Annotated in this window: 9 protein-coding genes; 4 read left to right on the forward strand and 5 right to left on the reverse strand. The window is 63.8% G+C overall.

Features of this window, described 5'->3' with window-relative positions; all coding sequences use genetic code 11:
* The first annotated feature begins 165 nt into the window (after nt 1–165).
* Together LZC94_17150 and LZC94_17155 are read left to right on the forward strand one after the other, a co-directional pair.
* Nucleotides 166–957, forward strand: a complete 792-nt coding sequence (locus tag LZC94_17150; protein ID WXB18951.1) for a hypothetical protein — start codon at nt 166–168, stop codon at nt 955–957.
* A 501-nt stretch (nt 958–1,458) separates the two neighbouring features.
* Entirely contained in the window at nt 1,459–2,358 is a 900-nt protein-coding gene (locus tag LZC94_17155; GenBank protein WXB18952.1) for a 2OG-Fe dioxygenase family protein, read from the forward strand.
* Nucleotides 2,359–2,844: 486 nt separating this feature from the next.
* Here the strand turns inward: LZC94_17155 and LZC94_17160 are convergent, their stop codons facing one another.
* Together LZC94_17160 and LZC94_17165 are read right to left on the reverse strand one after the other, a co-directional pair.
* The gene (locus LZC94_17160) at nt 2,845–3,981 is read right to left on the reverse strand and encodes an ABC transporter substrate-binding protein (protein ID WXB18953.1); all 1,137 of its coding nucleotides are present in this window, start codon (nt 3,979–3,981) and stop codon (nt 2,845–2,847) included.
* 753 nt (nt 3,982–4,734) lie between these two features.
* Nucleotides 4,735–5,664, reverse strand: a complete 930-nt coding sequence (locus LZC94_17165) for a LysR family transcriptional regulator (GenBank protein ID WXB18954.1) — start codon at nt 5,662–5,664, stop codon at nt 4,735–4,737.
* Nucleotides 5,665–5,767: 103 nt separating this feature from the next.
* Between LZC94_17165 and LZC94_17170 the strand changes: the two genes are divergently transcribed.
* Nucleotides 5,768–6,670: a hypothetical protein gene (locus LZC94_17170; protein ID WXB18955.1), complete on the forward strand. Its 903-nt coding sequence runs from the start codon at nt 5,768–5,770 to the stop codon at nt 6,668–6,670.
* Between the two features lie 173 nt (nt 6,671–6,843).
* On the opposite strand, the gene LZC94_17175 is transcribed toward LZC94_17170, so the two are convergent.
* Complete coding sequence (locus LZC94_17175) at nt 6,844–8,151, reverse strand: hypothetical protein (protein WXB18956.1); 1,308 nt, start codon at nt 8,149–8,151, stop codon at nt 6,844–6,846.
* A 621-nt stretch (nt 8,152–8,772) separates the two neighbouring features.
* On the opposite strand from LZC94_17175, the gene LZC94_17180 reads away from it, so the two are divergent.
* Entirely contained in the window at nt 8,773–9,045 is a 273-nt protein-coding gene (locus LZC94_17180) for a DUF1905 domain-containing protein (protein ID WXB18957.1), read from the forward strand.
* A gap of 94 nt (nt 9,046–9,139) precedes the next feature.
* On the opposite strand, the gene LZC94_17185 is transcribed toward LZC94_17180, so the two are convergent.
* Nucleotides 9,140–11,602, reverse strand: coding sequence for a DUF2961 domain-containing protein (locus LZC94_17185; GenBank protein WXB18958.1), 2,463 nt, complete (start codon nt 11,600–11,602; stop codon nt 9,140–9,142).
* A 61-nt stretch (nt 11,603–11,663) separates the two neighbouring features.
* Nucleotides 11,664–14,183 (reverse strand): DUF2961 domain-containing protein, encoded by a 2,520-nt coding sequence (locus tag LZC94_17190; protein ID WXB18959.1) that lies wholly within the window; start codon nt 14,181–14,183, stop codon nt 11,664–11,666.
* Between the last annotated feature and the right edge of the window lie 14 nt (nt 14,184–14,197).

Consider the following 14,197-nt stretch of genomic DNA (forward strand, 5'->3'; position numbering starts at 1 on the left):
GATAGGCTGCATAGGTGAGGCTTCGCGTGACATGGATTGTCTCGCAAGATCACCTCCAATGAAAACGTGATTTACGTGGGCTATCGGGATATTCTCTCGAAACATGTGACGCGGTCGGGTGGCGTGTGAATCGTCTCGACGTCAAACGTCCTACGTGGCACGCTCGTGTCGATGCAATTGGCATGGGGACCCGAAGGAGCCATTCGCCGCGCGTGGGAAGAATTGAAGCGTTCGTGGCGCCCCATCGTGGGCGCGTGCGTGGTCCTGGGTGCCGCAACGAAGGTGCCCGGTATCGTCATGGACGTGTTCGTCGGCACCGGCATGGTCGATCCGAATTCGGGGACCGCGTCGGCCATGGGCGCCCTCACGCTGATCATAACCTGGCTCGCCGACGCGTTCTTCACCATCGGCATCATCCGGCTGTCGCTCGCCATCGTGCGCCAGCAGCCGGCCCCCTTTCGCCTCGTCATTTCGGGCGCCGACCGAATGTTGCCATTCCTCACCCTCACGATCGTGCAGGGCATCGTGGTCGGGCTCGGCTTTCTCCTTCTGTTCCTGCCGGGCGTGCTTCTCTCGCTCGGTCTGATGCTCGCGCCATTCTATGTGGTGGATCGCGGAATGGGACCCATCGCGGCCATGAAGGCCAGTTGGGCCGCGACGGAAGGGCAAAAGACACAATTGGCCATCCTGTACGTTAGCGTATTCTTCGTGCTCGCCGGCGTCGGCCTGTTCGCGTGCCTGGTGTGGAGCGTCGTTCCGTTCGTTGCACCGGCGCTCTGGGCGCTCATCACCGCCATCGTCTACACGCGCCTGGTCGGCCAAAGCAGCGCGCAACAGGACCATCCCGAGTATCCGCTGAACCCCCTTTTGCCGTCGCAACCGTGCTTACCGCAAGAACCCCCTGCGCCGCCAAAGCCTCCGCCCCCAAATGGCCCGTGGGGGCCCGATTGGCCTTGATTCACCGCCGTTGCCGTCCAGACCTGCTTGACGACCGATCGGCGCAGCAACCATAGCCGCACACGAAGTTAGGGTCGCCAAGAGGGATGAAAAAAAGAAATCATCTCTGCATCCTAAAAGCTTGGCGCTCCTAGCGCCCTGGCGGTTTTCCTCGGATTCAGCGCATCACCGGTGTGCGCGGTATTCGAGCCCATTGTAATCCGCCATCGACGAAATGAAGTCGATCTGCACCGAAGCCTCCTCCCGCATGAGCAGGAAAACGCCGCTTCAGGCTCGTCGTACCCGATGACGTCGCGGTCCATGCACGGATCGCCGGGCCGTCATTGAAGGTTGTTTCGCACGTCGGACGGGGTCCGAGGCGCGATCGACCGATTCGACCAAACAAACGTCATAAAATTCATGGCGATCAACAATACAGATCGAGCAGGAAAATAATTTCTTCCTGCTCGATGCCTCGACGACAACTCGCCATCTTACATTTCAGTAATAAATCCAGCAATCATGAATGTCGATAACCCCGCTCCCGGTGCGATCGTCAAGCCCCGCGAGGTGCCTGTACCGCTCGACCTGTCGGACTTTCTGTACGAGGCTATCGACGCCACGTCGTTCCTGGACATGAGCGACTGGGCGACATTTTATGATGAGATACCCGTCGATCCGTATATCCAAGAAGGTTACCGCTACAAAGCCATCGGGTGGTTCCGGATCAAGCACGCGATGGCGGCCGCCATCGAAGGGATCGATGCGCACATCGCCGAAGTGAACCGGCTGAGCGGTATGAACGACGAAGAAAGCAGCCAGTACCTGAGCAGCAGCCGACCCGACTGGCAAGACGAGGCGACCGGCTATTGCTGCTGGCAGTTGCCGCAATACGCCATGCAGCAGTCCATCAAATACAATCCCGTGCACGGCGATATGCGCAGGGAATATCCCCGCATCAATGAGCACATCACCCGATCCCGGGATTTTCATCGCCTGCTCCTACATTACGCCGCATACTTTGGCTGGAGCGATGCGATCGTCTTGGTGCAGTTTCAGCGCGTCGATTGCTACAGCGACCGTAAGGGATTGCCGGCCGTGGAAGGCTTTCACCAGGATGGCAACCCGCATGTGGGCATGCTCATCGTCAACCGGGACAATATCGCCGACGATTCGGGCGTGAGTCAGTACATGATGGACGACAACGGCAAGAGAACAGACATTCTGATCTTCGATACGACCATACCTGCCGGCCAGTTGATCTACTGGAACGATAAGCGACTTTGGCACTACGGCACTGAAATAAGAACGGCAAATGAGAACGTGAACGGCGGCAGAGGCGTTCGTGACATCATTATACTCAGCGCAAAAACCCCGCCTGCCAATATGCCCATCGGCCCAATCCCTGCGGTTTTTCGTTGAGTGTATCGCTCAGCGCAAAAACGACGCCCCGCCAATATGCCGATCGGCCCCGTCCCTGCGGTTTTTTGTTGAGTGTATTGCTTAGCGCAAAAACGACGCCTGCCAACATGCCGATCGGCCCAATCCCTGCGGTTTTTCGTTGAGTGTATCGCTCAGCGCAAAAACGACGCCCCGCCAATATGCCGATCGGCCCCGTCCCTGCGACCTTTCGTCGATGTAATATCTGCGCGCGTAGGGCGCACGCCCGAACGCCATCGAAGTACGACGTGCGATCCATAGACGATGCCGCCCGGCACGCGGATCTTGGGCGGCGAGCGCTCGACGCATCGAACCCTTCCTGAGCAGCACGGGACGGACGAGGAAAAGGAACCACGAGGATCGTCACTCGACCCGCGAACGTCGCCCACGGCCTTGCTCTCCCGGCCGGAGGCGCCTGGGAGCGAGTCCCACACGCAGGGCCGGGGAGCCGGCTCGAGGTCGCGAAGCTCAGAAAGCGCCCGGGTACAGACCGAGATCGCCGTTGGGATTGTCGCCTTTGACGTCGCCGAAGTAGAGGGTGATGAGCGCCTTGTAGCGATCGAGGGCGGTGCGGTCGCTCAGGAAGCGGGGCAGGCCAAGGGGGTCGAGGTTCGGATAGTCCCAGATGGACTTGTAGCCGGAGGGGGGTGCCACGTCCGAGCGGGCGCTCCATGTGTGGATGTCGTTTTCCTGGGTCGTTTTGGCGAGAGCCCAGCTCAGATAGAGCTTGGCCGCTGCTTTGTGCGGGGCGTCTTTCAAGATGGCTCCGGTCTGCGCCCAGGCGACCCAAGGGCTGGTCTTCGGAATCGTAAATCGACTGATGGCGCCCGGCTGCGCGATGAGCGCGCCGCCCACGCCGAAGCTCGCCACGTATTTGCCGTTGCCGACCGCGTCCCCCGCGTCTTGGGTGCCGCGAATGAATTTCGGATTTTGGGCGAGGAGCTTGTGCAAGAACTCCGAGCCGTATTTGTCGGTGAGCTGCTTGAAGTAAAAGAGGACCGCGTCGTCGTCGTTGGGATAGGTGAAGATGAGCTTGTCCTTGAACTCGGGCTTTAGAAAATCCTTGGCCTCGACCGGAGCATTCCGGCCGAGCGAGGTGGCGGTGACATTGGCGAACGCGTAGAACCACAGTCCGGTGAAGTAACCGTCCTTGTCCTTGATCGGGTCGAAGACCTTGTTCCAGCCGACCGGTTTGTACTTGAGCAGCGAGCCCTCGCGCTTCCAGCGGGGAAAGTCGTCGTACGTTTGAAATTGGACGACGTCGGCCAGCACGCGGTGCTCGGCGATTTGGTTGTCGACGCGCGCGTCGTGAACCTTGCTGAAATCGACGATGTCTTTGACTTTGATGCGCGGGAATCGCTTCGTAAATGCGTTCCGGATGTCGTCCTGCTGCGTGGGCTTGTCTCCGCCGGCATAGATGGTCAGCTCGCCGCCCTCGGCGATCGCCTGCTCGTAGAGCTGCTGGAGCTGGGCGTCCTCGCTGGCGGAGCTCACTTCTTGCGTGTCTTCCGACGCCGGAACGGCAAGCAGGGCGCCGGAGCTCTCTTCCGATGACGGTGATGCCGACGTGCACCCCGCCACCGCGAGCACGAGAAATAGTTTCATAAAAGGCTTATTTGCGTTCATTGCAGTCTCCTTTTTCGTTGCAACGACACTTGCCCGCGTGCAGAGCCACGGTTTGCTCCTTCGGTTCGGATGCTGCGCTTCGCGTTCGCGCTGTGGAAGGTCGGGCGCGGCAGACGCGTCCCTCCCGGCGACGGTATGTCTCGTTCTCGAACGCCGCGCAAGGCGTCTGCGAGCAAGATGTAAACGAAGCATCGAGAAACGAAAGATTTGCGACAGCGCGACTCCACGCGCGTCGCGTCGATGGAGCATGGTGCTTGGCCACCGAGCATGGTGCGGCCAGCGGTCTCCCCGCGTCCGCCCGCGTCGGACGTTCGCGAAATATACGAGATAAATTGACTATCTCTGTCTTGTCGCGATTATCAATCTGCGGGTCATTTTAATTGCGCGATGCGGATGTCGCCCGCTCGATGGCGCCCGATTCCGAAGTGTGCTTCCGGGTGGGACGCTCAGCGTCTCATCCATGCTCCGGTGACCGCGCCATCCGAGTAGTTGGCCGGCGGCGGCCTCGCATCCGCGGGAACGCATTCCTCGTCGGGCTCGGGGGCGTCCGCCATCGCGCTCAAGCACTCAAGCACTCAAGCACTCGAATAAGCGCGGCCCGTCGCGACGATTGGCGAGCGGCGCTTACTCCACGAAGCGCCCATCGCGATCCCATATCGCAATTGCGTAGGGCATGTACGCATCATCACGATGTGGGCGAACGCCGGGTGCCGTCGCCAGGTGCGTCTCGCCTCACGCCCTTTTCGCAAATAGGTCGAAGCACACCTGCCGCAGCCAACGGTGGCCAGGGTCGCGGTGGTAGCGCTCGTGCCAATATTGTGCGACCGCAATGGGCGGCATGGCGATGGGCGGCCGGAAGCTCGCGAGCTGCAAGCGCTCGCCGATGGCGAGGACGAGGTTGGCCGGCAAGGTCGCGATGCCGTCCGTTTCGGCTGCGACCAGCGCTGCGGCCACGAAGCTCGGCAGCCGCAGCAGCACGCGGTCGGACGCGATCGCCGATTCGATGGCCTGCTGCGCCATGGCGTGGGCCGCGTGGCCGGTCTCCGAGGCGGTGATGAGGATATGCTGCGCCGCGCAGAACTCGGGCAGCCGCGCGACCCGCCGGCGCCGCGGATGGCCGCGGCGGACCACGCTGAGATATCCGTCGGTGTACAAGTGTTGACGGCGTAGGTCGCACGGCGCCTTGGCGTAGGCTCCCAGAGCGAGATCCGCTTCGCCGCTGGCGAGCTTGGCCTCGAAGCTTCGCGCGTCGAGCGACCGCGCCTCCAGCTCGAGACGTGGCCCCAGCTCGGCCAGCCGCGCCATCAACGGCGGCAGGAAACGGAGCATGCCGACGTCGCTGATCAGGAGGCGAAACTGGCGGTGCGAGGAGCGCGGATCGAACGGCGCGGCTTGCGGATCGGCCAGGCTGTCGGCGGCGCGGAGCAGGTTGCGGAGCGGCGTCAGGATGGCGGCGCCCTTCGGCGTTGGCCGCATGATTTGGCCGTCGCGCACCAGCAGCGGATCGTCGAAATGTGCGCGCAGCCGCGCCAAGGCCTTGCTCAAGGTCGGCTGGGTGGTGTCGAGCAGCGCGGCGGCCCGCGTCAGCGAACCCTCGCTCAGCATCACTTGCAGCATGCGCAGATCGCGCAGCTCGAGCTCGACGTCATTCTCGGTGGGCATGCGGGTCATTCCAATGCCGGCATCGCCAAAGGATGCGACCCGCCATAGGGTCACGTCAAGGCGGAGAGAGCGGCATTGGGACGATCATCCTCGGGAGGCACACATGGCCAAGTTCAAGATCGAAGCGCATTTCCGGCTGCAGGAGTGGGTGGCTGAAGAGAAAGGGTATTTTCGCGACGAGGGGCTCGACTACGAGTTTCAGGAGCTCATTCGCTCGTCGGGCGGTGCACATCACGTGACGGAGGGCGCAAGCGGCGCGTTCCAGAGCATCGAAAGGGGCCGCGAGGCGAACATCACCTGCGCCTGCCACTGGACCGCGAATGTCGCCGCCTCGCGCGGCCACACCAAGCTGTTCGCGGACGCTTATTCGGTGGCGCCCGCGGGCATCTTCGTGCGCGCGGACTCCCCCATCGAAGCACCCGCCGATCTCGCGAACGTGCCGATCTCCGTCGGCTTCCAGTCCGGCAGCCACTACGCCACCATCCAGGCATTGGAGTCCTATCTGCCGAGGGACGCGATCTCCTTGTCGTTCGACGAGGGCATGCTGTTCAGCCGCATGGATGCATTCTTCGGCGGCAAGTCGCAGGCCGCGACCCTGTTTGGCGGTCCCTATTACTTCGCCGAGCAGCTCGGCTACCGCAAGTTGATGGACACCACCTTCATGGTGGGCGCCATGCTCAACGGCGATCCCGACATGGAGGACGTGGCCAAATATTTCACGGCGCTGCGCCGCGCCCAACGCGACATCGATCTGCGGCCGGAGCTCTACACCCATTACTACAAGATGGAATTCCCCGAGCGCTTCCATGTGGCGATGGACACGCGGCGCTGGGGCCCGGGCGAGCGCATCGTGTTCGAACCCTACAGCCGCGATGTGTTCGAGCAGTCGTTCGACTGGATCGCGAAACACGAAATCTTCGAGAGCGGCTGCATGGGTTCCGGCAGTTACGACGACGCCACGGTCTCGATGGCGCCGGCGTGTGCCGTGGGCACCTCGATGACGTGAAGGATCTCGCGGCGCGCGCGGCGGACCGTCGGCGGGCGTTTGCTCGGGCAAGATCGTCTGCGGTGACCTCGGGTATACCGAGGTCGCTGCTGCAGCATGTCAAAGGCCAACGGTGCCTGGGCGCGCCCGAGACGCCGTGCTTCGCGCCGGCGCTCGGGGCCACGAATGGGCCCTCAGCCGGCGGGGCGGAATGGCGAATTGAGGAGCTGCAAAGCGGGCGTCGATCCGTTGTTCGTGAAGTAGGCGGAGACGCCCACGAAGAAGATCTGCCGGAAAAACGGCACGGCGTCCGTGCCGGACGTTTGAATCGTCGAGTAGCGGACGTCGTAGCCCGCGCTGATGCCGATGCCCTTGGCGAGCGGGTAGCGGCCCTCGAGCGAGATGCCGACCGCGTTGATATGGGTCGACGCGGAGCCCGCCGCTTGAAGGCTCGTGTGGGTGGCCGTGGCCTGCGCGGTCATCGTCAAGTTTCGGAGCTTGCCCGTCGGGTACGGGGTGCCGACCAGAGATCCTTGCAAGCCCAACGTGGGGCCGGAGCCGAGGCGGGGGGTCACGCTGCCGTACGAAAAATGGGTCGCGCCCATCAGGGACCAGCGTTCGTTCGTGAAGTAAACCTCCTCGGAAAAGACGGGCAGAATGACGGGGTCGTTGTCGTCGCTGAAGTTCGATGGGGTCGAGATGCTCGCGCCCACGCGCACGAGGTTCCGCCAATCGGGCGTGAAGAAATGCGAGAGCCCCGCGTCGGGGATCACTTGGTGAATGCGCTGGGGTCCTGCGACGCGCGGCGGCGACGAGGTGAAATCGATGGAGTACGGGGAATACGTGTAACGATAGGTGACCGACACATCGCCCGTATCGCGCGGGGTGAGATCGCGGAGCAGGCTCACCATGCCGTAGGGTTGGACGCCGTCCAGGCCGCGTCGATCGAGCTCTTGCCCGCCGGCCAGGGCAAAGGGGGACGCTGAAACCGTGCTGGTGAAGAGCACCCCCGCGCCCTCGCGCACGCGCCATCGCGGCGAGAGCTCGTGGACGAGGCTCAAGGCCCCTTGGCTCAAACTGAATGTCGACTGCGTGGTGCTCGGATCGATGGTGAAAAGAAGGGTCCCATCGCCGACCCGCGCCGAGGTCAGTGCGGTGAGGGTGCCGGAGGCCGAGATCGTGAGGGTCGAAAACCTACCGATGGAGATCGAGCTCGCATACAACGCTTGGAGCGTTCCGTCCGGATCGTCCGTGTGAAAGCCGTCGAGCGACTGATAATACTGGCCGCGCAGCCGAAATCGGAGGCCATGAACGTCGTTATCGGGCTCGATGACGCGGAAGGAGAGGGTCGCCTCCAGGCCGGTGAACGCCGCCGGGTGCCGATCGATGACGCCGCGGTCGTCCGTCGTTTGAATGACGTTGTCGTTGACCCCTTGAACGATGGCCGCCGTCGCCGCGACGTCGCTGGTGTTGCCGGCGGCGTAGATCGGGAGGGCGAACATGCGTAAGAGGGCACCGCGCGGGGAAGGCGAGAAAAAGGAGGGAAGGGCGGACTATGCGATCGATGCTGCATCCGGCCCCGCGGTCACGCGCAATGGCGCAAAAACGAACCCGCGCAGCGGCCGTCGATGTCATAGCGACCTGCGTTGAGGGTCGGAGGTCCCTCTTACGGCCGTAAGAGCCAAAGGACATAAGCCAAGCACCAAACGATCTCCGTTGCGCGCCCCACGAGCGCCCGAATCTCCGGCCATGTCGAGCCCTCGGCCCAGATGCCGAGGAACCCTAGCCCATGGCGCGGGCCAGACGGGGCGGTGGCGGAGGAACCCGCGGGCTTCGAAGGGCGGGAAGACCCGCCGTTCCAAGTAGACGATGCGACGTGACCGATCATCGCCTCCAGCTCGAGGCGGGGCGAGTTTGCGCGCCGGGGCTATCGCAAAACGAACGCGTGCGTACTTCGTAGATGACGGCATCTTCGTACCATTGGGGATCTCGGCTCCGAGACCCGAGGGAGAATCGTTGGCACCTGCCGATGCACGTCTCCTCCCTGGGAATAATCGATGCGTTCGTCGAAATTCCCAAATGAGCGCGCGCTCCTCGATATCTTCTCGCGTACAATGCAATGCATGCTGAACAAACGATTTACTGCAAAGTTGCAAAAGGGTGACAACAAAGGCGCTTGGACCTATGTCGTCATGCCCGATTCCGTAGCGTACTTTGGAACGAGAGGTCTCGTGAAAGTTCGGGGCACCATCGATGGTCACCCATTCCGTAGCTCGTTCATGGCCATGGGCGACGGCACGCACAAGCTGCCCGTCAAGGCGGATGTCCGCAAGGCGATCGGCAAAGACGCGGGCGACACGGTGATCGTCGTCTTGAAAGAGCGAATAACCGAGTAGCATGTTCGCGAAACCACGTTCGGGCCGGCGGTCTGCCCCCACCGCGACCGGCACGTGATGTGCGCTCGCGCAGCAGGGGCAGTGCACGACGACGTTACCGCATCACCGAATAGGCGCGGTACTCGAACTCATTGTAATCCACCGCCGATGAAAGGAAATCGATCCGCACGCGCAAGGAAGAGCGATTCACCGTCGCCGACGGCGGAAGGTAGATCTCGTCCTCGAGCCAGGGATGGCTGGGATTCGCGCCGGGCGTATACCAATCGGTCACGATTTGGCCGTCGATCGACACGCGGGCGCGCTGCCGGCCGATGCCTTGGTCGAGCAGCCGCCGCAGCACCACCCCGCGGTTGTTCGGATCGATGGCGAGCGTAAACTCGCTCGTTCCCTTGTGCGCGCGCCCGCTGGCGGCGACGGCGACCGTGTCGTTTTCGCCTTCGAAGGTGAAGGTGCGCGAGCCCTGCCACGTCGGCTGGGAAACGGTGTAGCCGTGAGTCGACTCGCTCCCGGCATCGCCAATCGACAAGGTATCGCTCAGACGAAGGCGCGCCGCCGGCTGATGGTAGTAGTACGCGAGGGTCCACGCCTCGACGGAGACATCGTTGACCGGGCCGTGCTCGATGCTCAATCGGACGTTCTTGTCGAAGGCGATGGGGTCGGACACGAAGAAGCGGAACATCGCGCGGGCGTGGCGATCGCCGTCGCCCGTGCCGGCGACGTAGCCGTGGGTCGGCTGGCTGAAAAAGCCCCACTCGAAGTACCAACCGCCGTTGAAGAAGTCCTCGGTGCCCGTTCCTTGCACGGACGGGGTGCGTCGATCGTCGATGCGCACGCGCTCGTCGCCCTCGAGGAAGAGGCTGTTGCCGTCGCGGCGCTCGGATTCGACCACCCCCACGATGCGCCCGGCGCCCTCCGTCTCCGCGAACAGCAGATCTTTGCCGTTGGTGCTGGGCTGCGCGGTGTTGAACGCCGTGCGGAAGGTGCCCACGTCGTCGAACGACCCCGTAAAGGGCGCGTGCTTGGCGTCGAACCAAATGTCCGAGACCCGCGCGCTCCCGCGGTTGACCAGCTCGACCTTCGCGTGCCGGGCAAAGGGCATGGGAAAGAACATGTACATGGTGCCGTCGGCGTTCATACCCGCGGCCAGGCCGGTGGAGAGCCCGGGGCCCAATTGACCTTGCGCGAAGAACGAGCCGAGCGGCGCGAAGACGGCCGGCTGCGATTCGCCGTTCCAGGTGATGCGGATCCAGACGTCGTTCAGCGGGCGGGCGAAGGTGGAGGCGCTGGGGTACGAGAAGGTTCGCGTCCCTCGCCAGGTTTGTCCCTCGATGGCGTAGGCGTGCTCCGACTCCGAGGAGTCCGTGCCCACGTCGACGGTGTCGGTCAGCTTTTCGGCGCCGCCCACCCGGCTGTAGATCCAGTAGAAGAACTCGTTGTAGTCGTTGGCGCTGCTCTTGAATCGAACGCGCACGTCGATGGCGCTCTTTCCTTGCGTGAGCGCCCGCGGCACCTGGAAGAAATTGTCGCGCCAGGAGGTCGTTTGGTCTTCGCCGCGGTCGCTCCAGGTCCCGGCCAGGGTGCCATCGATGTAAACGTCCGCCACTTGGTTGGGCACGTGCAGATCGAGCCGGCGCTGGAGCACCACGCCATCATTGGCCGGATCGAGCTTCACCGTGAAGGTGCTCGCGCCTTTGTGCGCGCGGCCCGCGTCTTGGTAGCTCCCGGGGTAGGGGACGGGGACCACCCCTGCGATGCTCGCCCCCAGCCGCGTGATCTGCCGGGGACCGTCGATGTCGAGCAAGGTCCGCGCTTCGCCGGCGCCGAGATCGAAGGTGGCCGTTTCGGTTACGGTGCCCGGAGCGGGCGCCTTGGGATCGGAGCCGGAGCGGCTCCACAGGGCGCGCGCCGCGCTGCTGTCCTCGTTGCCGGTGAAGCTGGTGACCGGCTGCGAAGCCTCGAAGAGGTGGTAATCGAAGTTGTAATACGGATCGCGGTCGCCGCCGCTGATCGTCACGCGGAGCGCCTCCGCAAAAGGCATGGGGAGGTAGCTGATGAAGCCTCCGCTGGACTCGAATTTGTCTTGGACGAGCGGCGCCAAAAACGGCGCCTTGGTGCCGCTGAAGAGCTCGCCGAACGTCATATCGACCCGAGGGGTGGTCTCGCCGTCGAAGTAGAAATGAATGCGCTGATTGGGATCTTGCCCGGTGAACCACGTGCGGTAGACGCAGCCGGGGCCCACCGCGTCGAGGACCACTTTGTCGCCGTGGGAATCTCTGTAGAGGAAATGGTTCCCCTTGGACCAATCGTCATTTCCGCCGCTGCGGTCGAAGCTCGATTCGTGGTGGGCGTGCGCGCCGGCGCGCAAATACGGCAGATCGGAGAACGCCGTCAGCGCCGGGAGGCCGATGGGGCCCGTGGCGCCCATCGCGAGCGCCGCGGTGTCGGCGCCCAGCGCATCGTTCGGTCCTCCTCCCGGATTCATCCCTCCTCCCTGACAGGCGACGAGCCCCGCGATCGTCGCGATGCCCACGGTCATCGATGTAAAATGCATGCGCATGCCGTACCTCCCTCAATGGATAAAAAAAGCCCTCCCCTTGCGGGGAGGGCGCGAAGCAAGACTATGGTAAGACGGAATAAGCTCGATATTCGAACTCATTGTAGTCCACGGCGGACGACACGAACTCGATGGTCACCCGAATGCTCGATCGATTCGCGGTGACCTCTGCGGGGAGGTAAATCTCGTCCTCCAGCCACTCGTGGGTCGGGTTCCCGCCCGGCGTATACCAATCGGTGACCCGCGCGCCGTCCACGGACACGTGCGCGAGCTGCCGGCCGATGTGCTGCGCGAGCAGGCGCCGGAGCACCACGCCGCGGTTGTTCGGGTCGATGGCCAAGGTGAACGCGCTCGTCCCTTTGTGGGCGCGGCCGCTCGCGAAGAGCGGCGTGGTGTCCTCGCCCTCGAAGGTGAACGCGCGGGACCCCTGCCAACTTTGCTGCGTGATCGCGTAGCCGTGGCCCGACTCGCTGGCGTCGTCGCCGATGGCGAGCGTGTCGCTCCATCGAAGGCGCGGCTCGGGCTGCCAATAATAATAGGTGAGGGTCCACGCTTCGACCGGGATCTCGTCGGTGCCGCCGTGCTCGATCGTCAACCGGACGTGTTTGTCGAAGGAGATGGAATCGGACGTGAAGAAGCGGTACATCGCGCGCGTATTGGGGTTCGTGCCGGTCAAATCTCCGGCCACGAACCCATGCGTGGGCAGGCTGAAAAAGCCCTGGTCGAAGTACCAGCCGCCGTTGAAGAAGTCCTCGGTGCCCGTGCCATGAAGGGACGGCGTGCGCCGATCGTCGATGTGCGCGCGCTCGTCGCCCTCCAGGAAGAAGCTGGGCAGGTGGGGCTCGGGATCGATCGTCTTTTGCCCGCGCACCGACTCGACCACGCCCACGATGCGCCCGGCGCCCTCCGTGTCGAGGAAGACGAGATCCTTGCCCTGGGTGCTGGGGCGCGCCGTGTTGTAGGCCGCGCGGAAGGTGCCCACGTCGTCGAAGGAGCCGGTGAAGGGCGCGTGCTTCACGTCGAACCAAACGTCGTCGATGCGCGCGGTGCCCTGGTTGACCAGCTCGATCGTCGCGTGCGCCGCGAAGGGCATGGGAAAGAACATGTACATGGTGCCGTCGGCGTTCATGCCCGCCGCTAGCCCGGTGGAGAGCCCGGGCCCGAGCTGGCCTTGCGCGAAGAAGGAGCCGAGCGGCGCAAAGACGGCGGGTCGCGCTTCGCCGTTCCAGGTGATCCGGATCCAGAGATCGTTGAGCGGCCCCGCGAATTTCACGCCCTTGGGGTACTGGAAGGTGCGATCGCCCAGCCACGTCTGGCCGAGGATCGCATAATCGTGGGCCGACTCGGAGGCGGCGGTCCCCACGTCGAGGACGTCGGTGAGCAAATCCGCGCCGTCGACCCGGCTGTAAACCCAATAGAAGAACTCGTTGTAGTCGTTGGCGCTGCTCTTGAATTGGACGCGAACGTCGATGGCGCGCTTGCCCTCCGTGAGCGCCTTTGGCAGCTGGAAGAACGCGTCGCGCCAGGAGGTCGTCGCGTCCTCGCCGCGAACGAGCCAGGTCCCTGCCAGCGTATCGTCGACATAGACGTCCGCCGCTTGGTCTTTGACGTGGTAATCGAGCCTTCGCTGCAGCACCACCCCCTCGTTGGCCGGATCGATGGCCACCGTGAACCGGCTCGCGCCTTTGTGCGCGCGGCCCGAGTCGCGGTAGTCGCCGGGGTATGGCACGGGGGCCACGCCGGCGATGCTGGCGTGGATGCGCGTGATTTGGCGGGGGCCGTCCACGTCGAGCAAGGTTCGGCTCTCGCCGGGCGAAAGGCCGAAGGTGGCGTCGACCTCCGCGGCGCCGTCCGCGGTGCTCTTGGGATCGGCGCCGGAGCGGCTCCAGAGGGCGCGCGCCGCGCTGCCGTCCTCGTCGCCCGTGAAGGTCGTGACGGGCTCCGAGGCGTCGTAAAGATGGTAATCGAAGTTGAAATACGGATCGCGGCCCTCGCTGCCGGGGCTGAGCGTGATGCGGAGCGACTTCGCGAACGGGAGCGGGACGTAGCTGATGAAGCCCCCGCTCGAGTCGAACCGGTCGCGGACGAGCGGCGCCAAGAACGGCGCGCGGGTGCCGCTGAAGAGGTCGCCCAGCGCCATATCGACGCGCGGTGTGCGCTCTCCGTCGAAGTAGAAGTGAATGCGCTGATCGGGACTCTGCCCCGTAAACCAAGTACGGTAAACGCAGCCGGGCCCCACGGCGTCGAGGAGCACCTTGTCGCCGTGTTCATCGGTGTAGAAGAAATGGTTTCCCTTGGACCAATCGTCGTTGCCGCCGGTGCGATCGAAGCTCGAGGCGTGCTGCGAATGGTGGCCGTAGGGCAGGCGGGCGAGATCGGAGAACGCCGTCATCGCAGGAAAGCCAATCGCGCCGGCGCCGCCCTCGGCACCGTTCGGCGCGCCGTGTTTCGCAGCGATCGCAGCACCCTGCTGCTCGGTTCTCGATCGGGTGTCGAGCTTTTCGTCCGTTCCCCCGTCCCCCTGACAGGCCGTAAGCCAGAGCGTCGCGATGGCGACGGTAACCGATGCAGAATACATGCGCATGGCCGTTCCTCCTT

It is taken from the genome of Sorangiineae bacterium MSr11954 (genome assembly GCA_037157815.1).
In the GTDB taxonomy this organism is placed as follows: Bacteria; Myxococcota_A; Polyangia; order Polyangiales; family Polyangiaceae; genus Pendulispora; species Pendulispora albinea.